Raw genomic sequence first — 24034 nt, forward strand, 5'->3', positions numbered from 1 at the left:
GCGCCGTTTCTCTCAAACGGGACGCAAAGATAGAGAAGAGATTTTAATTAAAAAGAAAAAATCAAATCTTTTTTTTCTCTCCTTTCAGTATTTCAATCTGGCTTCCTGATTCATCTTCCTGACGCCTGATTATCACTAACCAAACACTCAAAAATATCCCTCAGTACCGCCTCTTTGCACGCCCGTTCCTCTCAAACGGGACGCAAAGATAAGTCAACATTTTCCCCAATTCCTAACTTCCAAACAAAGAAAATTTAAGATTTCTACAACAAAATCCTTATCTCGTTGAATTACTGTTAGTTATTGTTTGAATTATTTGGAAATCTCTTCTTTCATCAAGGTCTGAGTACGATCAGGACCTAATGAAATCAAGCTAATAGGAGTATTTGTTTGCTTTTCGATGTAAGCAACATAATCTGATAACTCTTGCGGAAGCTGGCTAAAGCTTGGAATGTCATTATTCTTCCATCCTTTGAAAGACTGGAACTCCAAACCAAGACCATCTTTATCTAAATAAAGCGGAAGTTCGTGTGTAATAGCATCTCCTACTTTATAGCCTTCGCAGATTTTGATTTCGTCCATATCCGAAAGCACATCAGCTTTCATCATGAATAGTTGGGTCACTCCATTGAGCATACATGTGTAGTTCAATGCAGGAAGATCTAACCAACCACATCTTCTAGGACGACCAGTAGTAGCGCCAAACTCATTACCTAGTTTGCGCAGTTCTTCCCCTGCATCTCCATGTAGTTCTGTTGGGAACGGCCCGGATCCCACTCTTGTGCAATATGCTTTGAAGATTCCATAGACTTCTCCAATCTTACCAGGGGCAACACCTAATCCGGTACATGCTCCAGCTGCAATAGTATTGCTACTAGTCACGAATGGATAGCTACCAAAGTCAATATCTAATAAAGAGCCTTGTGCTCCTTCTGCTAATACACTTTGTCCGTCAACCAAAGCTTGGTTGATCAAGTACTCTGTACTAAGTATATCGAACTCACGAACAACTTCGCATGCTTCGAAGAATTGCTTCTCTTCTTCCTTAAGATCTGCCTCGAAATTGTATCGCTCAAGTATTTCTAAATGGAAGTCTCTTAACTGCTGATAACGAGAATCAAAATCAGGTTCGTTGATATCACCAATTCTTAAACCCTTACGCGCAGCTTTGTCTTGATACGTCGGACCGATTCCACGTAAAGTGGATCCAATCTTTTTATCTCCCTTTGCAATCTCATAGGCTTTGTCAAGCATTCTATGAGTAGGAATGATCATTTGGGTCTTATTGGAAATAACCAAATGGCGTTTCAAATCCAGATTAAAAGGAGCCAGTCCTTCTATTTCCTTTTTAAATGTAATTGGGTCAAGAACAACACCATTTCCAATCACATTCAATATACCTTCATGGAAAATCCCAGATGGTATTTGGTGTAAAACATGCTTATGTCCATCAAACTCTAAAGTGTGCCCTGCATTTGGCCCACCTTGAAATCTTGCCACCACATTGTATTTTGGTGCCAAAAAATCCACAACCTTTCCTTTACCCTCATCTCCCCATTGAAGGCCTAATAAGATGTCTACTGCTGCCATTAAGTTTAGTTGATTTTACCGAGCGCTTGCTCTTCTGTATCTACAATGTTAAAAATCGCTTGAAGTTTGGTGATGATCAATAGCTTTTTCACATGCTCTGAAGGCTTGATCAAGAAAAGCTCACCACCTTTATTTCTGAATTTGGTAAGTATGGTAATCAAAACCCCGATGCCGCTACTATTAATGTAACGAACGTCAGCGATATCAATCAAACAATACTTAGCACCCTTGCTTAAAGTGTTGTTAACTAGCTCAACCAATTCGGGTCCATTGTTTTCACCGATTAGGTCTCCATTAAAAACAAGTCTTAGCTGATCTCCAGTAAGTGTGTGCTTATAATTCATTCTTGTTATTTCTTTTGTTCTCACAGTTTTCACGTTTACAGTTGGCATGTAGTATCAACGAATGCTGAACAACATCAAACTGTAAAAGTTGACCAACGGTATTTTGGATATTTTGGATTCGCGGATCGCAAAACTCCATCACCTTATTGCAATCTGTGCAAATTAAGTGATCATGCTGTCTGTAACCGTATGATTTTTCATACTGTGCCAGGTTCTTGCCAAACTGATGTTTAGTCACCAAGTCACATTCCACAAGAAGATCCAGAGTATTGTAAACTGTAGCTCTACTCACCCTGTAGTTCTTATCCTTCATGCTAATGTATAAGGACTCTACGTCAAAATGACCATTACGCGAATATATTTCTTCTAGAATAGCGTATCTCTCAGGAGTTTTTCTCAGTCCCTTCTTTTCTAAATACTCGGTAAATATGTTTTTAACTTCCTCAAATACGATCACTTGGCTCAAATTTTATACAAATATAGATGAGATGTTGAAAAATCAATTAGCTGTCTCTGGTAACTGACACAACACCTTGCACTTGCTCCAATTTTTCAATGAGCTGATCAACGTGATGTGTATCACTTACATATAATTGTATTTCGCCTTCAAAGATTCCTCCTTCTGTGTTAATAGTTATAGAACGCATATTCACCTTGAGTTCTCCAGAAATAATGCTTGAGATGTCATTGATCAAACCAATGCGGTCGGTTCCAATAATGTGAAGACCGGCAAGGAACGAATTATCCTGACTAGATGTCCATTTCGCTTTAACTACCCGATAGCCATAATTGGAAAGTAGTTCTGCCGCATTAGGACAAGTAGTTCTATGTATTTTGATTCCATCATTTACTGTAACGAAACCGAAGACATCATCACCAGGAATAGGATTGCAGCATTTGGCAAACTTATAGTCCACCACATCCATGTCCTCCCCTATTAATAAAAGATCGTAATCCTTCTCACGAACTTTCTTAATCTGAGACTGCATTCCTTTCGCATCTGAAACTCTGCGATACTTATGTTCTTTCTCTTTCTTCTCGTTGAATTTCTTAATAAGAGAGTGATCAATTTTTCCCTTACCTATAAGATAGAATAGATCTGTTGGAGTTTTAACTTCGAAATGAGCTGTGAGTTGCTCAATTGTTTCCTGACTGAAAGGAATCTTGAGTTGCTTCAATTTACGCTTGACTACCTCACGCCCTTCAGCAGCAAATTGTTTCTTCTCTTCTTTTAAGGATTCCTTAATACTAGACTTTGCTTTGGAACTTACTACATACTTTAACCAATCTTCATTTGGTCGCTGCTTTTTGGAAGTAAGTATCTCAATCTGGTCACCATTCTTCAATACATAATTAAGTGGTACCAACTTCTGATTGACCTTAGCTCCTAAACAACGAGCACCTACCTCTGTATGTATATCAAATGCAAAGTCCAAAGCAGTGGCACCGTTTGGCAATGTGATAAGATCTCCTTTTGGTGTAAATGCAAAAACTTCTTCCTGGAATAGGTTAGATCTGAAATCATCAACAAACTCAATGGCTGAGGCATCGTTTTGTTCAAGGATTTCCCGAACCTTACCGATCCACATTTCAAGACCTTTATCGGCATCAGGGTTTTTGCTCTCTTTATATTTCCAATGAGCAGCATATCCTTTCTCAGCGATTTCATCCATTCGCCTGGTTCGGATCTGCACTTCTACCCATTGTCCTTTACCACTCATTACTGTAGTATGTAAGGATTCATAGCCGTTAGCCTTAGGAATATTAATCCAATCTCTCAATCTATCTGGATTTGGCTGATAATAATCTGTCACTATAGAATAGACTTGCCAACAAGCAGCCTTTTCCTGTTCCATCTCTGTATCAACGATGATTCGAATAGCAAACAAATCATAGACCTCTTCGAAAGGCACATTTTGTTTTCGCATCTTATTATTGATACTATGAATAGATTTTGGTCGACCCTTTATCTCATAATTGAAACTCTGAGAATTGAGCTCTTCTTTTATTGGCTTGATGAAGTTTCGAATGAATTTGTTTCGAGCATCCTTAGTAGCATTGATCTTATTAGCAATGTGCACATACGCCTCTCTATCTGTATACTTTAAATAGAGATCTTCTAGCTCTGACTTAATAGCATAAAGTCCTAGTCTATGAGCTAATGGTGCATATAGATATATAGTCTCGTTAGCAATTTTCAGCTGCTTGTCTCTTGGCATACTTCCAAGAGTTCTCATATTATGTAATCTGTCGGCCAGCTTTATAAGTATAACCCTAACATCTTCAGAGAGGGTCAGCAACATTTTACGGAAGTTCTCCGCTTGCTGTGAGCTACCTTGTTCGAATACTCCAGATATCTTGGTTAGGCCATCTATGATCTTTCTAACCTTTACTCCATATCCTTTTTCTATATCTGTAAGAGATACTTCTGTATCTTCTACTACATCATGAAGCAGAGCTGATACAATAGAAGTGGTACCAAGTCCAATTTCACTAACACAAATTTGGGCTACCTCTAATGGGTGATATATATAAGGTTCTCCAGATTTACGACGCATATCCTTATGCGCCTCCATTGATAGGTAAAATGCTTTTTTGATGAATTTCGCATCTCCGTCTTTTAGTATCGGTTTGGCGTGTCTAAGCAGTTTTCGATACCTCCTAATGATCTCCTTTTTCTCTTCTTCTAAATCAATCTCAATCATTAATTAAAAATTTTTTCAAGCACTCTTGACAAAATTAAACTTTTATCTATATTTGCACTCCGTTTCACACGCGGATGTGGCGAAATTGGTAGACGCACTAGACTTAGGATCTAGCGCCGCGAGGCATGGGGGTTCGAGTCCCTCCATCCGCACTCAATAAAACAACCCTCTTCCGTTTCTTGATAACAATCGAGATTTGTAAGAGGGTTTTTATTTTTATAAACATTAATACGCACCAAATTGGAAATCACACTTGACAAAATCGACAAGACCACAGGTTTAATTAAAGTTAAATTAAACGAAGCTGATTACCAACCGGGAGTAAACGAAAAGATTAAGGATTACAGCAAGAAAGCTAATCTGAAAGGTTTCCGCCCAGGGAAGGTTCCAACAGGCTTAATCAAGCAGATGTATGGGAAGTCAATCAAGGTTGAAGAAATCAACAAATTAGTTTCTGATAAGCTAAACTCTTACTTAAGGGAAAGCGATTTGCAATTCTTAGGAGAGCCAATGCCGAACGAGGCTGATTTCGACAGCATTGATTTTGATACTCAAAAAGACTTTGAGTTTTCTTACAATGTAGGATGGGCAGAAGACTTTGATCTTCCAATAGATAGCAAAGTAAAAATCGACAAGCACTCGATCAAAATCGATGATAAAGTAATCGATGAGACTATCGAAAACTTACAGAGTCAATTTGGTGAGACTGAAACTGCTGAAGTAACAGAGGCAACTGATATGGCTTATGGCCCTATCAAAAGTAAAGATGGTGAGATCGACAAAGAGATCAGCATTGACTTAAAAGACTGTGAAAAAGCTGCTGCTAAAAAACTTACAGGTGTAAAAGTTGACGAAGAAGTAGAGTTAGATCCTAAGAAACTTTACACTGACAGTCACAAACTTCACCACCAATTGGGTATCTCTCATGACGAGTTTGATGCTCTAAAAGGAAAATTGACTTTTACTGTTAAAGGAATCAGCAGACAAAAGCTTGCTGAGGTAAACCAGGAGTTGTTTGACAAGACTTTTGGTGAAGGAAACGTAAAAGACGAAAAAGAATTCAGAGCAAAAGTTGCTGAATCTGTAGAAGGTAACTTCAAAAACGAAGAAGAGCGCTACTTCGAATTCCAACTAAGAGAAAAATTGGTTGATCAAGCGAAAATCAACACTCCTGATGAATTCTTAAAAGATTGGTTAGTAAAAACTAACGATCAGATTACTCCTGAAGTACTTCAAAACGAGTACCAGACATACGTAAACGAGCTTAAGTGGTCATTGATCAGAAACAAAATTGTAAAAGATCAAGATTTCAAAGTAGAAAACGAGGAAGTAATTGAAGAGGCAAAAGAATTGATCAGACAGCAATTTGGACAAGCTGGCCTAATGGGTCAGATGGAAGATAAGCTAGATATGTTTGCTCAAAACTACCTTCAAGCTGAAAATGGTGACAACTACATGAAAGTTTACAACCAGGTTCAGAACAAAAAAGTATTCTCATTCATTAAAGACAATATCTCTATTAAAGAGAAAAAAGTAACAATGGATGAATTCCGTAAGCTTTAAGGAAACTTAGTGCATACAAAACAAGTTTATAAAGAGTCCTTAGTATACTAAGGACTTTTTTATTTTTGCTTAGTAAGCTAAATTGAACTCATGATCAATAAAGAAGAATTCCGCAAGTTTGCCGTAAAAGGCCAGGGTATCAATGGATTAACTTTTGATACATATACTAATAGAGTAGAAAACATGACCCGTTCAGTAATCGAGGAGAGACCTACGAGATTTGCTGAAATTGATGTATTCTCAAGACTAATAATGGATAGAATTATTTTCCTTGGCATGCAAGTAGAGGAGAATATTGCAAATATTATCACTGCACAGCTGCTTTTCTTAGAGTCTGTTGACTCTAAAAAGGATATCCTTTTGTATATTAATAGTCCTGGAGGATCTGTATATGCAGGTTTAGGTATGTACGACACCATGCAACTGGTAAGTCCAGATGTGAATACTATCTGTACTGGCATGGCTGCATCTATGGGTGCTGTACTTATGTCTGGTGGAGCAAAAGGTAAAAGATCTGCCCTACCGCACTCTAGAATTATGATTCACCAACCAAGTGGTGGAATGCAGGGTCAATCAAGAGACATGGAGATCACTTTGAAGCAAATGCAAGAGCTTAGAAAAGATCTTTATGAAATATTGGCTCATCATACTGGTAAATCATACGAGCAAATTGAAAAAGACTCAGACAGAGATTACTGGATGAGAGCTTCGGAAGCTAAGGAATATGGCCTTATCGACGAAGTATTAGAACGTAAAAACAAGTAAAATGGCACAGGTAACGTGTAGCTTCTGTGGGAGAAATAAGAAGGATGTAGACCTGATGATCTCTGGGATTCACGCTCACATATGTGATAAGTGTATATCTCAGGCTCAGCAGATCCTAAATGAGGAGCTAAAAACAAAGAGCACAACTGAGAGTCCAAAATTCAACTTAATCAAGCCTGCGGATATGAAATCCCACCTTGATGAATTTGTGATTGGGCAGGATGAAGCTAAACGGTACATGTCAGTAGCGGTCTATAACCACTACAAGCGATTGATGCAAGCCGACAGTAAAGACGATGTAGTGATTGAAAAATCAAACATTGTAATGGTTGGTCAGACAGGAACAGGTAAAACTTATCTAGCAAGAACTCTTGCTAAGATTCTTCAAGTGCCATTCTGTATAGCTGACGCAACTGTACTCACTGAGGCAGGATATGTAGGTGAAGATGTGGAAAGTATCTTGACCAGACTTTTGCAAGCCGCTAACTATGAAGTTGAGGCAGCTGAGCGAGGCATTGTTTATATCGATGAGATAGATAAGATCGCTAGAAAGTCGGACAACCCATCCATCACAAGAGACGTGAGTGGTGAAGGTGTACAGCAAGCGCTTTTAAAACTTTTGGAAGGCACATCTGTGAATGTTCCGCCTCAAGGAGGAAGAAAGCACCCAGATCAAAAAATGATCACTGTAAACACTGAGAATATCCTATTCATCTGTGGTGGAGCATTTGATGGTATTGAACGTCATATTGCGAATAGATTGAATACTCGTCCTATTGGATTTGCAAGTAAGGACGACTTTGATATGGGACAAATTGACAAAGAGAACTTGCTACAGTATATCACTGCACAAGATCTTAAGAGTTTTGGATTGATTCCGGAATTGATTGGTCGTCTGCCTGTATTGACTCATTTGGATCCTTTGAATGGAGATGCGTTGCAACGCATTCTTACAGAACCAAAGAATGCTTTAATCAAACAGTACGAAAAGCTATTTGACATGGAAGATGTCAAACTTACCTTCAGTAAGGATGCTTTGGCTTACATCGTAGATAAAGCTATGGAGTTTAAGCTCGGAGCAAGAGGTTTGCGTTCAATCTGTGAAGCAATTATAACGGATGCGATGTTTGAAATTCCTTCAAGTCAGGACATCAAGGAAATGGAAATAACCAAAGATTATGCTTCTGAGAAATTCGAGAAATCGAAATTCAATAAGTTAAGAGCTGCATAATTTATAGATGATCTCAGCAGCATTTTTAGATGCGCTTTTGTCACCTAAAACTTTACGAATCTCCGAATAACCTTCGGAGATTCTTTTTTTGGTACCCTCATCAGTTAATAAGCTTTCTAACTCAGCAACTACATTGGCTGAATCATAATCACCTTGAATAAGCTCAGTCACTACACGATGCCCAGCAATCAGATTAACCAACGAGATATAAGGAACTTTTAACAGTAGTTTAGCTGCAACATATGTCAGCAAACTCGTCTTGTAAACTACTACTTGAGGAATACCTAATAAAGCAGCCTCTAATGTGGCCGTACCGGAAGTGACAACTGCAGCGGAAGAAGCTTTAAGAACATCATAAGTTTTTCCTTTTATGATCTCGACATTATCATGACTAAGAAGAGGTTTATAGAGTCGCTCGTTCACATTATCTACGGCTGCTATGAGGAACTTAATTTCTTCGAAGACAACCACTAATTCCTGAATGACTTTTACAGCATTTCTCACTTCTGATGTTCGACTACCAGGCAATACAGCTATTGTCTTTCGAGGATTGTATTTGCTAAGGAAAGCTTGATCTGGCTCGTAATTGTTCAATGCATCGAGAATAGGATTTCCCACATACTCAACATCCATGGATTCCTGCCTGTAAAATTGTTTTTCAAAAGGCAGAATGACCATCATCTGATCTACAGATTCTTTAATCTTCCTAATTCTCGATTTATTCCAGGCCCAAATCTTTGGGGAAATGTAATAGGTCGTTTTAATACCAAGCTGCCTGGCATAAGCAGCGATTCTCAAATTAAATCCAGGACTATCTATTAGAACAAGGCAATCAGGCTTAAGCTGTTCTATCTGTTGTTTACAGAGCTTCAACTTCTTATTGACGTGAAGCAGATTACTCAACACTTCTGACAGCCCAATAAAATTGATTGATTTATAGTCCTCGAGAATAGTAGCACCAGCATCACCCATTTGCTGACCACCCCAAGCATAAATCTCCCCTTTTGGATCCAAAAGCTTGATCTGGGTAATCAAGTTTGCCCCGTGAAGGTCGCCAGAGCGCTCGCCAACTACGATGAAGTATTTCATATCAAGGATTTACTCCCCAAAATACTCCACGTAGTTTCTTGGAGTTTCATAGAGTTTTAATTGATGCAGCTGACCAAATTTGGCAATGGCTTTTACTTCTGGCTCCAAAATCTTCCAAAACTCGATGATCAGAGTTTCACAACTAGCTAGCTTATCAGCCATAAATGGCACATCTAGATTCAAATTCTTGTGATCTACCTTGTCTATGACTTCTCTTCTAATTACTGTACTTAACTTTTTCAAGTCAACAACAAATCCAGTATCAGGATCAGGAGTCCCTTTTACCGTAACGATCAATTCGAAATTGTGACCATGCCAGTTTTCATTAGCACATGGCCCAAATACCTCCACATTCTTCTCTTTGCTCCAAGCTGGATTGTACAACTTATGAGCAGCATTGAAATGCTCTTTCCTACTTACGTAAATCATACCCTTGTGAATTCTCTTGCAAAGATAGAAAGTAATTTAATGGAGTCCTATGAAGGCATTTTTGATTTATTTTTGATTCATGATAGTTATCACCGGTGCTGCAGGATTTATTGGATGCAATCTCATTAGAGCATTAAACGAACTGAACTACAATCATTTAATTGCTGTAGATAAGTTTGATAATGAACTTAAGAACTCAAACCTGGAAGGAACCAAACTTTTAGCAACTATTGATCGAAATGCGTTTATTCCCTGGGCTAAGGAAAATGCTGAAGCAATCGAATTCATCTTTCACCTTGGAGCTAGAACTGACACCACTGAAATGGATTTACAACTATTGAGACAGCTCAATACCGAGTATAGTAAATCAATTTGGAAATTATGTGTAGCAGAACAAATACCTCTGATCTACGCAAGTTCTGCAGCCACCTATGGAAATGGGGAATTAGGTTTTTCTGATGATGAAGCGCTAATCCCGCAACTGAAACCTTTAAATCCTTATGCAGTGTCCAAGCAAGAATTCGATCTGTGGGCTCTGGCAGAAGAAAGGAAACCTTTTTTTTGGTCAGGACTTAAGTTTTTCAACGTCTATGGTCCATATGAGCAGCACAAAGGAAAGATGGCATCAATGATCCATCAATGCTATTTACAAATACAAGAAACTGGAAAAGTAAAGCTGTTTAAATCTTACAAAGAAGGAATAGCTCATGGAGAGCAAAAGAGGGATTTTATTCACGTAGATGATGTAGTCGATACATTGATCAAACTAATGCATCATCGAAAAAACTCTGGTATTTATAATCTCGGAAGTGGAAAGGCTAAAACCTTTAATGAAATGGTTCGCCAGGTATTCGCTTCACTGAATCTGGAGCCTCAAATAGAGTACATTGAGATGCCTGAAGGTTTAAAAGAGAGGTATCAGTATGTGACAGAGGCTGATTTAACCTCTCTTAAAACCATTCCAGTTATTCCACAATTATTTTGAATAGTCTAACCTCGTTTTTAGACTTCAATCTCAATATATATATTCCTGATAACCCTTCAAGATCAATCAAGTTATCCTCCATTTTATCAAGAATACCATCTTTAACTTTGAGACCTCCTATATCAAGGAGTTCATAGTAACAGTTCTTCCCTTTGAAACTAACTTGAATTTTACTAGCTGCCGGATTAGGAAAGACCTTGTAATCACTAGTAGATTGTGTACTTAATAATTCGAATATGAATATTGGTGACCTCTTTACACATGAAGCATTATTTATTTCAACATAATACTCTCCACTAGACAGATTACCAGCTAAAGAAGAACTTTCTTCTCCTTCGATTCGCTCGCCATTGTAATACCAATTATAGCTATTCCCAAAGGCTGTTGATTTTAATACTCCGTCAACCAATTCTAATTGTGGGTTTCCTAATTTCCCATTTTCAATTCGAACCGATTTTTCAAAATAACTCGTATCATTAAAAGAATCTACTACTCGCAATTGGACATAATATGTACCAGTATCTCTATAAATGTGTTCTGGGTTTTCAGTTAATGAAACATTATCCTCTGAATTTGTATCACCAAAATCCCATCTCCAACTCAATGGCTCACCATCACTTTGATCATGAAAAGTAGTTATTCCTCCTCTGCAAACAGACTCAAAGGTAAAATTTGCATCCAGAACATCTTCACAATTTCTAATAATCCAACCTTCACTATTTTCGACACTTGATGTTAATGACAACACTAACTTACTTGAACCTAAAGCATCAACATTCAATACATCTATACTGCCTAAACAAGCCTTATTGAACGCATCAGAAAAAATAGTTGCTTTCCCATTATTGCCAACAATTTTAACAATAGAAGAAGATTGAATATTTAACGCTTTTAGGATGTTTATTCTTGAACCAGACTGTAGTTTTAGAGAATCAACATTTTCTAAGGTCAGACTATCAAATTCGAAATATCCATTTAGGTTTACTTTACCTCCATCTGATCTCAGGTCACCAATAAACAAATCTGATACATCTATAGAAATCTCACCATTTATATTTCTAATACTTACATCCTCTACCAGGCCAAATTTACATAAACCATTTGTTACTGTTTGAACAGATAAATTTCCAGTACTCTTATCAATGTCTATATAATCTCCCTTTAGTTTCGCCTCATTGGAAAACAAATTTGAGTTTTCAATTATCATCGAATCAAACTCTAATGAAATATCATTTAAATAAACATTAGAATTATTTGCCGATATATTAGCAAATTGATTAGCCGTACCACTCTGTTTAAAGAATAAGTCTTTATCTGTCACTCTCAAATTTAACTTATTAGATTTCCCATTAAATTCAAATACTGTACGATTTACTCCAGCTATAAGTATTTCACCATTCTGTACTAAACAATTCTCGTTGAATACTCCAACGTTCTGAGATATCTCTAAACTATGACCGTTAAGATCAATGACTACTTCCGCATTACCTGAAATAACAAGAGATTTTAATTTTAAGTCTGAATTTATCACAATATCTAGCTGACTATCAGCCCTAACTATTGCAACATCTCTACTTGAAGGAACCAAAACAGTTGAGCTTCCCCCTTTCGACAAAGACCAAGCACCGGACTCATCTAGATTCTTTCCATTTCCCAGAAAGTAGAATGCCTTTCCTTCTATATCATTTAATTTTCTAGATGTAACAAAGACACCATAGTTCTGACTGATATCTAGTACTCCTTTATGACTAACTTCAATTCGGTAATTACCTGGAGGAACGATTGCTTGAATTTTCTCAACATTATCTCGAAAATTATCTCCTTTACTCACCTGTTTAGTTTCTGGATCAATAATCCAAGGATATATTATCTCTTGTGACACTTTGTTAATCAACCTAATATCCAAGTCATTTATTAGCATTAAGTCAGTGGGGTCAAGTACCGCTTCATTAATTGGGTTACCAGGAAGATCTGTCCAACAAATTGTAATATCTACTTTTGAAGAATCGATAACTGATAAATCATACGTCTTCTTTTCTTCGTTATTAATGATGTCTTCTAACATTCTAAATCCATCACCGCTAGCCGTTGAATTCAATAGATGATTAGCAGCATTCTTTCCACTAAATAATCCCCATCCATATATATAATCTGGGCCTTCTGCGGATCCTGCTTCATGTGCAGTATGAATCACCAATCCTTTCAACATGAAATTCTTTAATATATCGCCATGAAGGTCGACAGCTAATTCCTGCAGCAAAGCAAGCCCTCCAGTTACATTTGGGGCAGACATTGACGTACCACTTAAGGTTAAATAATCCTCATCTCCAGAAGCGGCGCTTGAAAGCACATTTACTCCCATTCCAACGATATCAGGTTTTATCCTACCATCATCAGTTGGTCCCCAACTTGAAAATGAACTCATCACAACACTTTGAGGATCTACATATCCTCCATTAATTGCCGTAACGGCACCTACTGTAAGAATATTCTTAGCACACGCCTGAGGTCCAAGTATGTCAAAGGGACCATCTGCCGGCCTAGTACCATTACCTGAATCAGACCTATCATTTCCTGCTGACTTCACAATAAGGTATCGTTGATTTTCATAGGCTATATCATCCCATACATAGGCATCTTGATTATACAAGCCAAACCTATAATCTTCTAGTGTACTTACATCTGCATCACCGAACCATTCCCATTTCTGATCCGTCCCATTATAATTCCATCCCAAAACACTACCATATGAGTGATTTGAAAGTATTAATCCTTCTGTAGCAAGTGATCTCATTTCCGAATCATCACCATTAAAATCATAATTATAAGATTTGGCATTGTAAGCCATTCCTTTAGCTTCAGGATTAATTCCTTTAGCCAAAATTGTACCTGTAACATGAGTTGCATGGTCAGATGTTCCGTTAGTATTATCTCGCTGAGTTGTTTTATCTTCCAACTCAACATGACTAACAAGTACACCTCCACCATCCCATACTCCAACCGTAATATTTTTTCCGGATAAATTCAATGCAAGTTCATCTCCAGAATAGAGCTGATTAATCTCTGTGGTTGATGCAGCTTTAGCATTTAATGTTTTGTAATAAAGCGGATGGTCATTGGGACCTAGATACTGAAGTTCATAATAAATTTCACCATCCGAGAATTTCACCGGAGCATTGTGTTCAAATGCCCAATCCAGCGCTTTTTGCTTTTCTCTTTGAAAGTCCTCGGAGGTTTTTATAATCTGGGCATTCAAACTAAAGCTTATAAAAACAACACTAAATAGAATTGAAAGTAGCTTTTTCATTACTGACAAAAAAGGGGAGCTATGCTCCCCTTTTGAATTAAAGTTAATATAAAATTAATTTCCGTTATCATATACAAATGTACCTGGGAAGTAAACCGTTGCCCCAGCTGTAAGCACATAATCCATTGTAATAACACCGCTCTCCAAATCATATTCTCCATTTGTAATGGTAAGAACATAATCATCTCCAGCTGCATTTGCATAAGGACTTTCACCAGCTGCATCATCAGCTGCATAAATTTTGAAGTCTCCATCAACTATCGTACCTGTTAAAGACTCTGGAGAGTCTTCTACAATACTAAATCCATTCATTCGAGCATCAGTTGTCGCGAATATAGAACCTGCTCCTCCAATAATATCAAATCCATAACAAGCTTCTGGAGTTGTTACTATAGAGATACTAACCGGAGAAGAAGAGTAACCCAAATCTTCTTCTGACAGAACAAATTCTGACATAAGGTTTCTAGGGCACCAGAAATCATCTTCGGTAATAGTAATGGCTACAGCACTTCTGCCTGAACCATCAGTTGCTGTTCCCAATCCTTGACCTACTGAAGCAATAGTTACACTAAGACCTTTTGCTCCATCAGTGATATTATCATTGTCGATTACAGAAAATGATACTGTAGCTGTAGATTCGCCGGCAGGAATTGTTACTGAAGTTCCTGAAGACCAAGTATAATCAACACCTGACGCCACATTAGTTTCAGTAATATTCAACCCGACTTCCAGATCAGAGGAAAGTTGCGGACCTACAAGTTGAACCTCAAATTGGAAGGTAGGATTTGCAGCGTTTTCCTGAGCAACAATTGAACCCGTAGAAAACTGTACAAATGGATCATAACTAGTATCGGTATCATCTTCAAATCCCGGATTACAGGAAAAACCGATGGCTGCCAGCGCAGCAAATGCTAATATTTTATTTAGTTTATTCATCTTTTTCACTTTAACATTTCAAGACGTCCTAATAAATTAATCAAATCTGATTCAGTATTAATTTTAACTTTATTCTCGTCAAAAAAAGACTGAAACTTATCATATCCCTTCAATGCATTCTCGAGATCTCGTCGCTTTAACTTTTCAAAACTTACGGTCTCTCCAGAGTCAAATACAATTAGATAATTTGACCCTTTATCAAATCGATCCGTAGGAGTTTTACTCGAGGCATTGTATCCAGTTTGCTGTGTAGTATTACCACCCTTGATTAATTGAACTCCATAATTCTTATACAGAGTCATTAAACCATCCGGACGCAAAACCTGGTAGAATTTTAAAGGATGTCCCTTAAATTTGGTGTTCACGAATTTAACTCGCTTACCATCCGAATTTAGAAGATCGAACTCTTTAACAAAGTCATTTGTCAATGCAATTATTCGATTATCATCCTTCTTTAATTCCAATGAGCCCTCATAAATATTATATCTAATACTTAGATCAACGAATTCTTTATCCAGGTTTGTAATAACCTTCCCTTTTGTGAATTCTTTATTTAAGTAAGGATCACCAGAAATTTCTTCATACCGATTATAAAGCAAGTCTGTAAGATTGGCTGCAGATTGATCCAAGTTGTTAAGTAACGGACCAGTTTGAGCCAAGGAAACGCTTCCAAATACGATAATGAAAGAAATGATTAATATTACTCTAGACATTATAAGTCTTCTTAGTTTGAATCACCATAGTTAGCGTTTTGCTCGATATTCTGGTTAACTTGAATTTCTACTCTAGGAATTGGGAAAACTCTAAGATAGGAATTGGCAGCAATCGAACAAGGAGCTTCTACCTCTAACCCAGAATTACACTGTGTTCTTTCAAGAGACCTTCCTGTTCTCCACAAATCAAAAGTACGATGTCCTTCGAAGGCAAACTCTCTGTTTTTCTCTGTGTAAATCTCTCCGATCACCTGATCATTTGGAAGAGATGCAGCATCTACACTAGTTTCACCTCTAACTGCACGCAACTTATTCAATTCACTTCTTGCACCATTGAAATCGTTTTGTTTTGCTTTAGACTCAGCTGCAATTAAAACCATTTCCTCTGATCTCAAAACTTTCACATTCATCAATCCTGGAACTCCCTCTTGTGCTAAATATTTACCATTGTAAACTTCTCCTTGCTGGGTATAAACCAAATCAAGTCTTGGATCAGCGGCATCATATTCGTCCAGTAAATCCTGAGCAACTCTAATATCCCCATATCCTTGTGGATTATAGATTTGACCTAAGTTATCTGACCCCAAGCTTTCATTTGACAATCTTCTAACAGTAAAGATTTCAGAATCATTTCCACTTGTTGACCAATAAGATGTCAAATCTGCTGCTGCGGTTAGTGGATATGAACCAAGCAAACTAGAAGCCAGTTGGTCAGCAGTACTCCATTCGCCTTTATACAACATTACACGCGCTTTAAGCGCAGTTGCCGCATCTTTAGTGAAACTATAAGGACCAGTAGCATTTCCTAAAAATCCAATCGCTTCATCTAAATCACTTTCAATTTGAGTATAAGTCTCACCAAGTGTATTTCTTGCTGGCTCATCTATTTCAGAAACCAATGTGACAGGAACACCTAATTGTGAGCCATTACCTTCTGCATATGGCAAACAAAATACTCTTGTTAAATCAAAATAATATAACGCTCTCAAAGCCAAAGCTTCTCCAAGAATTCTATTTCTCTGACCATCTACATAATCTTCAGGATTATCAATGTTATTGATAATGTTATTTACCTTCAATATACCAGCGTATAAATCAGTCCAAATATTAGCAGCAAAGCCGTTATCCTGATTGATTTGGTAATTATATTCAGTCAAAAATCTATTTGAATTGTTTATAGAAACATAAACATTATCACCTCCAACTTCTGGAACAACCACATAGTCTCTCCCATAGTAGTTGACATCCTGAAGTTCATCATATGCACCAGCCAAAGCCGCTTCCATACCCGAAGCATCAGACAATGATGCAGTAGTAGAAAGTGACTGGAATGGTTCTAATTCCAATTTTTCACCACAGCCTATTGCAAAAAGCAGTAGAAATGCATTTATTATTAATATTCTTTTCATGTTAATTCCTTTTTAATGTTTTCGATTTAGAAACTAATTTCAATACCCGCGGTGTATGCTCTACCAACTGGGTATCTAAAGAATTCGTCACCATCTTCTTCAGCTTCAGGATCAAAACCGGAATAATTTGTGAAAGTCAGTAAGTTTTGGCCTTGCACAAATATTCTCGCATTAGACATACCTACTTTTGAGATTACATTCTTAGGAAGAGTGTATGAAAGGTTTACGTTTCTTAACCTAACAAATGATCCATCCTCCAAATATCTTGTACTGATTGAGTTTGCTTGATTATTTCCACCCAAACGAGGCTGTGGTCTGCTAACAATATCACCAGGAGCTGTCCAATAGTCTTCTCCAGCAACTTCCAAGTGATTCCAGCCAAATCTTTGACCATCACTTTCAATAAATCTTCTTGAAGAGTTGAAAATCTCATGTCCCAAAGCGAAGTTAAAGAAGACATTCAGTGTTAAACCTTTATACGATAACGTATTACTTAAGCCACCAATATAATCTGGTGTTGCATTTCCTACTTCAAATAAGCCGGCATTAGCATAGTTTCCGGTTACGCCGCCATCTTCAGTAAACCACAATGGTGTACCATCAGCTGGATTAACACCAGCCCATTTCTGAATCTCCCAGGTTCTGATTGGCTTTCCTTCTCTCCAAACTTGATTTCCGTTATCAATATCTTCTCCATCAGGAAGTGACAAGATTTCATTTTCGTTATACGCTATATTAAAATCAGTTGTCCATTTCAGTTCTCCTTCAAGATTTACTGTGCTTAAAGTCAACTCAATTCCTCTGTTTCTTAACTCACCAATGTTTCGTGTTGCAGTAGTGAAACCACTCGTTCTGGAAACTGGCACATCTAATAAAAGATTCTCTGAGATTTTATTATACAGTTCAGCACCTAGCAACACTCTATTTTTAACGAAACCTAAATCAATTCCAATATTAAGAGTTGTACTCGTTTCCCATGTCAAATCTGGATTTGCAATTTGTGATGGAGCGCTACCTGGCAATCCATTATATGCAACTCCAAATCCATATAATCCTAAAGAAGCATAGTTACCAATTGAAGCGTTTCCAGAAGTACCGTATGATACTCTTAATTTCGCGTCAGTGAGGATGTTTTGTGGTTGCATAAACCCTTCCTCAATCAGTCTCCATGAACCTGCAACTGCCCAAAAAGTGGCATATCTATTCTCAGCTCCAAATCGAGATGATCCATCCCTTCTTACTGAACCTGTGAAATAATACCTGTTTAGGTAATTATAATTTAATTGACCAAGTACTGATTCAAAAGCGAATTCATTAACAAATCCATCAACACCTTGAGGAACCGCTGTAGATTGTAGCGTTTTCAGCTTACCAGATGCTAATCCCACACCATAGGCAGAAAAATTCTCTCTTCTATTTTTCTGGAATTCATAAACAGCCAACGCATCGAAAGTATGATCATTGCCGATTTTCCAATCTCCACTAATCTGAGTTTGACTTGTTACTGTGATATTTTCATTGTAATCATTTGTAATATCACCATTGTTATCAAATCCATCATTCGTTGTAGGATCCTGGAAAGAATTCTCCTTAATCGAAACAAAATCCACTGCACCAGTTTGAGATACTCTTAAATTATCCAAAATATCCCAAGCCAATACTCCTTTACCAAGTGTTCTAAGTGTATTAGTTGTAACAGGGTTAATCGGAGTGGAGTATAAGAAATTATCTCCTGTAAAAATCGCAAACTCAGGTTCCTGGCCGGTGTACAGCTGACCTGTATTTGGATTGTATGGACTTTGTAAAGGAGTATTAACAAATGCTGCTAATAGCGGAGAAGCAAATCTGTTTCCTGCAACCGCGTTTAATTGATCAGTATAAGAAACGTTAGAGTTCAATGAAAAGTCAATATTGTCTCTAAATCTTTTATCCAAATTAGCTCTAGCAGAAACTCTACTGAATGAAGATTCAATTAAAGTACCATCTTGTTGGAAGTAACTTCCACTTACAAAATACCTAGTTGACTCGTCTCCACCAGTTGCTTGTACCTCATAATTTTGAGTTTTACCTGTTCTAAATGCTGCATCTACCCAGTTGAAAGTAGAATCCAACATTTGGCTTGGTCTATTCGCATCAATTTGTGCCTCATTTTGTCCTGAATTTGCAAGAATAGTTCTCTCGTAATCCCAAGCTTGTTGAGCACTCATCATTTGGAAGTTACCAAATTGGGGTTTTGTTATACCATATTGAGCTCTAGCCGTAATTTTAGTATCTCCAGCTTTACCCTTCTTGGTCGTAATCAAAATCACACCATTACCGCCTCTAGATCCGTAAAGAGCTGTAGCTGCAGCATCTTTTAACACAGTCAGGCTAGCAATATCATTAGGGTTGATATTTGATAGAACATCAGCTGTTTCGGTTGCCGAAGTAAAATCTCCTGACTGAACAGGAATACCATCTATTACATAAAGCGGACCACGTCCTGCTGTAATAGATCCAGTTCCCCTAATACGAATGTTTTGAGCAGCACCAGGCTGTCCAGATGGAGCTGTAGAGTAAACTCCAGGCGCCCTACCTTGAATCAATTGATTCACATCTGGCATTGGAATACTCTCAATTTGAGCACCATCAACTGAACTAATTGCTGAAGTCAATTTGGCTTTGCTCGTATTGTTGTAACCGGTTACTATAACTTCTGTCAATTGTTGTACATCAGAAGCCATTGCAACATCAATAGCAGATCTAGCGCCAATCTCAACTTCTTGACTAGCTAAACCAATAAATGAAAACACTAAGGTCCCTCCCTCTTCGGGCACACTTAGTCGATAATTACCATCTAAATCAGTAGTGGTTCCTGTTGTAGTTCCTTTAAGAACTACGTTTACACCTGGAACTGTTTCTCCTGAATCATCAGTAACAGTACCAGATACTGTCCGTTGTGCTGTAGCAACGAATGCAACAACAAAACTGAACAAACTCAGTAGTAGAATCCTCTTCATATTTTACTGTTTTGTTATGTAAGCATTATGTTTCAATTCCCCTAATTTAGATCACCTGAAGCACATTTTAGTATTTTTTAACACCGGGTTTTTTCATGCTCATTATTAAAAAGACATTAAAATGCAATAAGTTTTGATAGATAATTTCATTTAATGCTTGCAGGCATAAACGACACCAAATAATCAACGGAAATAAACCTGATGCCAATATTTTATTTTGACTAAAAAAGTTGGATTATTTTATCTCTTTTTCATCGAAAAAGGTGATTTCCAGCAAAATAAATTAGTATTTCGTATGAATACTGGTAATTCTGAAATGCGAAGGCATAAAAAAAGCTCAATTTTCATTGAGCCTTCAAACGATATGATTTTTCTTATTTCTTAATGACTTTATAACTTAGCACATCCCCCTCATAGGTAGTAAAACTGAGAACATAAGTACCTGAACTACATTTCTTCCAATGATCACTCAGAGATAAACTTCGAGCACCATCTGGAACACTCCAACTAGCAATTACAGATCCTGAAAGTTCAATAAGATGAACTGATTTTATTCGCTCGTACATATGTACATTCAAAACATCATACGCAGGATTCGGATACAGTTCTATCATATTGGCTTCCTCTTCAGCGGCCACAATGTATATTCCTGATGTAGTCATAGTACATTCACCAATAGTCACAGCACCAGAATATGTACCACTTTTTGAGGCTTTTATGGTTTGCCCTATTTCTTCTGTAAGAACTTCATTATCCAAAAACCACTGATAACTATCACCAGCAGATAAACTTAAATCTACTGTTGGGCCACTTCCAGATTGTGTAACTATCGGCTCATGAGTTGGTGAAACGCTGAAAGTAGTGTCTACACTAATAGTATTTAAACTTTGATCAGCGGCTGTCAAAACCACATTGTAACTGCCTGCATCAACAAATTCTACAATATGTGGACCAGGACCAGAAGCCTGAACCGGAGAAGCACTTTCACCGAAATACCAAGACAAGTCATATATGGCACCTTCTGATTCGTTATAAAATGTATACGCAACACCAGAACAACCGGAATTCCCACTAGTCAACTCACTAGAAAATGCAGGTGCTATTTCCCCTAGTCCGGGCCCAATCAATTCAAAGTCATCGATTGCCATGCCAGCATCAACTTCCGCAGGATCTGTTAAAAACACAAACCTGAAAGAAACATGATTGGAACCACTCAAGAAACTTACATCTACTTTCTTTTGCTCAAAACCATCTGAGATACCGGTAAATATCGGGACCCCATTCCCAAAAATTGCGTTAGGATCTGACAAATCATCATACCATTCTTCACGCACTTGCTCATCTAACTTTGTCCATGTTTGTCCTCTATCAGTGGTATATTCTACTATAAAACCATCCCAAAGATTCTCAAATGAATACTTCGCAAAGAATGACATTTCATAATCACCGATGATGGCAAAATCAAATTCTGGAGTATACAAATATGCTTCTGAGTTATTAGCATAATTACCTTCTGCAAGACCAGTCACCCATGCCAAATCTCCAGAATTTGTCCCATCTTTTCCTGGAACATCTGAATTACCCAATTCAAATCCAGTTCCTGCGAGATTTACAGCAATAAAATCAGAAGTAGAACTTTCAAAATTTCCACCATCGCTCAATTGATAGGTCGAACCTTTTTGACTGATTACAGTGATATAGTTTTCTCTTGTAAAAGAAGACGAACCATTAGGATAATTAACTGTCAATGAGATATCAAAACTGCCTCCCTGATCATATATGTGAATTGGATTTTGGACATCAGAAGTGGTTCCATCACCAAAGTTCCACAGATAGCTAGTTGCCCCAGATGAAGCGTAAAAAAACTCAATTTCTTGATTGGGGAAATTAAAAGTTGTGTCAGCTGAATAAAAACGAGCTGTAGGATCAGATGCTAGAATTTGAAAATTATCAATCAACACACCCTCATTTCCATACTCTGAATTTTGCCCACCAGATAGCAAAAAATACGATATTTTAATCATTACGGAGTTACCAACTATGCCGTAAAGAGGATAACTCGCTGTTTTCAATTCATATGAATCGTCCGAATCCTTTGTATCAACACCAAAAAAATCACCATAGGCTATAGATTGATACCATGACTCCCCCAATCCATCATTAGCATTACCCAGCTTAGACCAAGTAACCCCGGAGTCCAAACTAAAAAACACTCCTGCATAATCAAACTCAGAGAATTCACCCAAATAATCAAAGCTTAAAACATAATCTTTAGATTCATCACTCAAATCGAAAACAGGACTTACTAATGCGCTTTCAATACTTTGATTTGGAGACACAATTGTATTGGATAACCCCGTAACCCAAGCCTGAGAAGAATAATTTTCAAATTTGTCAACTGGAATACCTAGTTCCCAGAGCCCTTGACCTGAAATATTGCTCGAGGCAATGAAACCAGCAGCATCAGAAGTAAAATCACCACCGTCACTTGTAGTAAATGGAGGATTTATAGAACTTAAACTAGTTAGTGTTACTTCATAGCTCCCTATTTCTGGAACTCTGTAACTTTTACTCAACGCATCACTTAATCCATCGAAATAGTAATTGAGGGATGACTTAGTAGCATCAGGACTTACATTAACTGTGAAAACACCTGAACTAACTTCTGCTAAATTATATGCTACGGTATCACCTCCATCATAATAAACATTCACCACAAAGTCATCGGTAATAAGTGTAGTATCAGATGCCAGAGTTACTTTAAAATTCAATGGTGAATTAACATCAGCAACTAGCAATGGACTGTGGTCTATATCTGTTCTAAACCATCCCATGTCAGCAAAAAAACCTAATGTAATAATTCCAGGATCGTGAATAACCTCCGACGGAGCAACAGCTGGTGTCATTAATGCATTCGCAGTATTATTAAATGTTGATTCATCCCAGTGTGATATACTTGACCCTAAATCATAATTTGATGGGGCATAAACTCTTGCAGGCCCACTGTTTGCACTATTTACTAATTCACTGGAAACATAAACATCAGCACTAGTTAGAAAGCTTCCAATTTCAGTACTCCCATTTGGAAGAGATATAATGTTAGTACCAACCCCATCTTCCAAATATTTCGTAAAAATCATTGGAAAACCAGTTTCTTGCAAATCCCATCTCCCTGTATCATCGGTATCATCATAATCTTCTCCGGATATAAACCCGAGACCATGCCCAAGTTCATGAAGAACAACCGACACAAGATCATATTGGCCTGATCCCTGACCATCAGTTCCTAGGTACCAATTACTAAAGCTGCTATTGAATGAAGCTTCAATATCAAATTCATCCTCTCCATTAAGATCTATTCCGGCAATTTTCTCTGCAAGAGGAATTGGGTACCAAGTATTTGATTCTGGTGCATTCTCAAAATCTCTAAAATATGTAGTTGCCCCCGCTGCACCAAGAACCCCAGATTCCAAAGGCTCCCAAGTTGCCTTTACACGTATTTTGACATCCGATTTCAAAATAGACTCCCATATATCTACAGCATATTGAAATGCTATCTGAGCCTCATCAGAAAAGCCTATATATTCTACTTCAAAAATACCATTTGCGGATTGTCCTTGCGCTGAACGTGTGTTATGAGGGATTCTTGACAACAACTTAAAGTCATTCGGCTTAGTTATTGCCGGACAAATTACTGGAGTCCCTTTTCTACTTTCTTGGGCTTCAGAAAGAAATCCCAAAAGAATAAGAAGTATAAACAAACTATTTTTTACAATCATTTCAGCTAATTCAATACAATCAAGAGTATTTAAAAACTATGCTAAATATAAATAATAGAGCTCTTAAGTGTATTGATAAATCTACATATCATCATTATGATATTTGGCAGACCTAGAATAATTGAGGAAAGTTGCACACAATTTTAAAATACCATCAAGCTTTTGTAGCATCCTTTCCCTTTGTCTTATT

General features: G+C 37.5%; 16 protein-coding genes and 1 tRNA gene. 5 read left to right on the forward strand and 12 right to left on the reverse strand.

Annotated features, from left to right (window positions below; genetic code table 11):
- Positions 1-312 precede the first annotated feature (312 nt).
- The 4 genes from NXS00_RS18195 to NXS00_RS18210 are packed head-to-tail and all read right to left on the reverse strand — an operon-like array spanning position 313 to position 4639.
- On the reverse strand, positions 313-1590 hold the full coding sequence (locus NXS00_RS18195) for an adenylosuccinate synthase (RefSeq protein ID WP_258100689.1): 1278 nt from the start codon (positions 1588-1590) through the stop codon (positions 313-315).
- A 5-nt stretch (positions 1591-1595) separates the two neighbouring features.
- A complete protein-coding gene (locus tag NXS00_RS18200) occupies positions 1596-1934 on the reverse strand; it encodes an STAS domain-containing protein (RefSeq protein ID WP_258100690.1) in 339 nt (112 codons plus the stop codon).
- Positions 1924-2400 (reverse strand): Fur family transcriptional regulator, encoded by a 477-nt coding sequence (locus NXS00_RS18205; protein ID WP_258100691.1) that lies wholly within the window; start codon positions 2398-2400, stop codon positions 1924-1926. The genes NXS00_RS18200 and NXS00_RS18205 overlap by 11 nt, the downstream gene beginning before the upstream one ends.
- Before the next feature lie 37 nt (positions 2401-2437).
- The gene (locus tag NXS00_RS18210; protein ID WP_258100692.1) at positions 2438-4639 is read right to left on the reverse strand and encodes a RelA/SpoT family protein; all 2202 of its coding nucleotides are present in this window, start codon (positions 4637-4639) and stop codon (positions 2438-2440) included.
- A gap of 70 nt (positions 4640-4709) precedes the next feature.
- Here NXS00_RS18210 and NXS00_RS18215 point away from each other — a divergent pair.
- The 4 genes from NXS00_RS18215 (at position 4710) to clpX (ending at position 8198) form a co-directional block, all read left to right on the forward strand.
- Positions 4710-4791: transfer RNA gene (locus NXS00_RS18215), tRNA-Leu, on the forward strand.
- An 88-nt stretch (positions 4792-4879) separates the two neighbouring features.
- A complete protein-coding gene (gene tig / locus NXS00_RS18220) occupies positions 4880-6202 on the forward strand; it encodes a trigger factor (protein WP_258100693.1) in 1323 nt (440 codons plus the stop codon).
- Positions 6203-6292: 90 nt separating this feature from the next.
- Positions 6293-6967: a ClpP family protease gene (locus NXS00_RS18225; protein ID WP_258100694.1), complete on the forward strand. Its 675-nt coding sequence runs from the start codon at positions 6293-6295 to the stop codon at positions 6965-6967.
- Between the two features lies 1 nt (position 6968).
- The gene (gene clpX, locus NXS00_RS18230; protein WP_258100695.1) at positions 6969-8198 is read left to right on the forward strand and encodes an ATP-dependent Clp protease ATP-binding subunit ClpX; all 1230 of its coding nucleotides are present in this window, start codon (positions 6969-6971) and stop codon (positions 8196-8198) included.
- Here the strand turns inward: clpX and lpxB are convergent.
- Both lpxB and NXS00_RS18240 read right to left on the reverse strand, forming a co-directional pair.
- Entirely contained in the window at positions 8184-9287 is a 1104-nt protein-coding gene (gene lpxB / locus NXS00_RS18235) for a lipid-A-disaccharide synthase (RefSeq protein ID WP_258100696.1), read from the reverse strand. The genes clpX and lpxB overlap by 15 nt on opposite strands.
- 9 nt (positions 9288-9296) lie before the next feature.
- Positions 9297-9716, reverse strand: coding sequence for a 6-pyruvoyl trahydropterin synthase family protein (locus NXS00_RS18240; RefSeq protein WP_258100697.1), 420 nt, complete (start codon positions 9714-9716; stop codon positions 9297-9299).
- Between the two features lie 79 nt (positions 9717-9795).
- Between NXS00_RS18240 and rfaD the strand changes: the two genes are divergently transcribed.
- Positions 9796-10701, forward strand: coding sequence for an ADP-glyceromanno-heptose 6-epimerase (gene rfaD / locus NXS00_RS18245; protein WP_258100698.1), 906 nt, complete (start codon positions 9796-9798; stop codon positions 10699-10701).
- Here the strand turns inward: rfaD and NXS00_RS18250 are convergent.
- From NXS00_RS18250 to NXS00_RS26885, 6 genes are all read right to left on the reverse strand, one after another.
- Entirely contained in the window at positions 10682-14008 is a 3327-nt protein-coding gene (locus NXS00_RS18250) for a S8 family serine peptidase (RefSeq protein WP_258100699.1), read from the reverse strand. The two genes, rfaD and NXS00_RS18250, sit on opposite strands and share 20 nt — an antisense overlap.
- Before the next feature lie 54 nt (positions 14009-14062).
- On the reverse strand, positions 14063-14944 hold the full coding sequence (locus tag NXS00_RS18255) for a hypothetical protein (protein ID WP_258100700.1): 882 nt from the start codon (positions 14942-14944) through the stop codon (positions 14063-14065).
- Between the two features lie 5 nt (positions 14945-14949).
- Positions 14950-15657 carry a hypothetical protein gene (locus NXS00_RS18260; RefSeq protein ID WP_258100701.1) on the reverse strand — a complete coding sequence of 236 codons (708 nt, stop codon included), beginning with the start codon at positions 15655-15657 and terminating at the stop codon, positions 14950-14952.
- Between the two features lie 11 nt (positions 15658-15668).
- Positions 15669-17066, reverse strand: coding sequence for a RagB/SusD family nutrient uptake outer membrane protein (locus NXS00_RS18265; protein ID WP_258100702.1), 1398 nt, complete (start codon positions 17064-17066; stop codon positions 15669-15671).
- A 26-nt stretch (positions 17067-17092) separates the two neighbouring features.
- Positions 17093-20065 (reverse strand): SusC/RagA family TonB-linked outer membrane protein, encoded by a 2973-nt coding sequence (locus NXS00_RS18270; RefSeq protein ID WP_258100703.1) that lies wholly within the window; start codon positions 20063-20065, stop codon positions 17093-17095.
- Positions 20066-20439: 374 nt separating this feature from the next.
- Positions 20440-23844, reverse strand: a complete 3405-nt coding sequence (locus NXS00_RS26885; protein ID WP_308709425.1) for a PKD domain-containing protein — start codon at positions 23842-23844, stop codon at positions 20440-20442.
- Between the last annotated feature and the right edge of the window lie 190 nt (positions 23845-24034).

Origin of the sequence: Marinoscillum pacificum (assembly GCF_024714495.1) — a bacterium.
Classification (GTDB): domain Bacteria; phylum Bacteroidota; class Bacteroidia; order Cytophagales; family Cyclobacteriaceae; genus Marinoscillum; species Marinoscillum pacificum.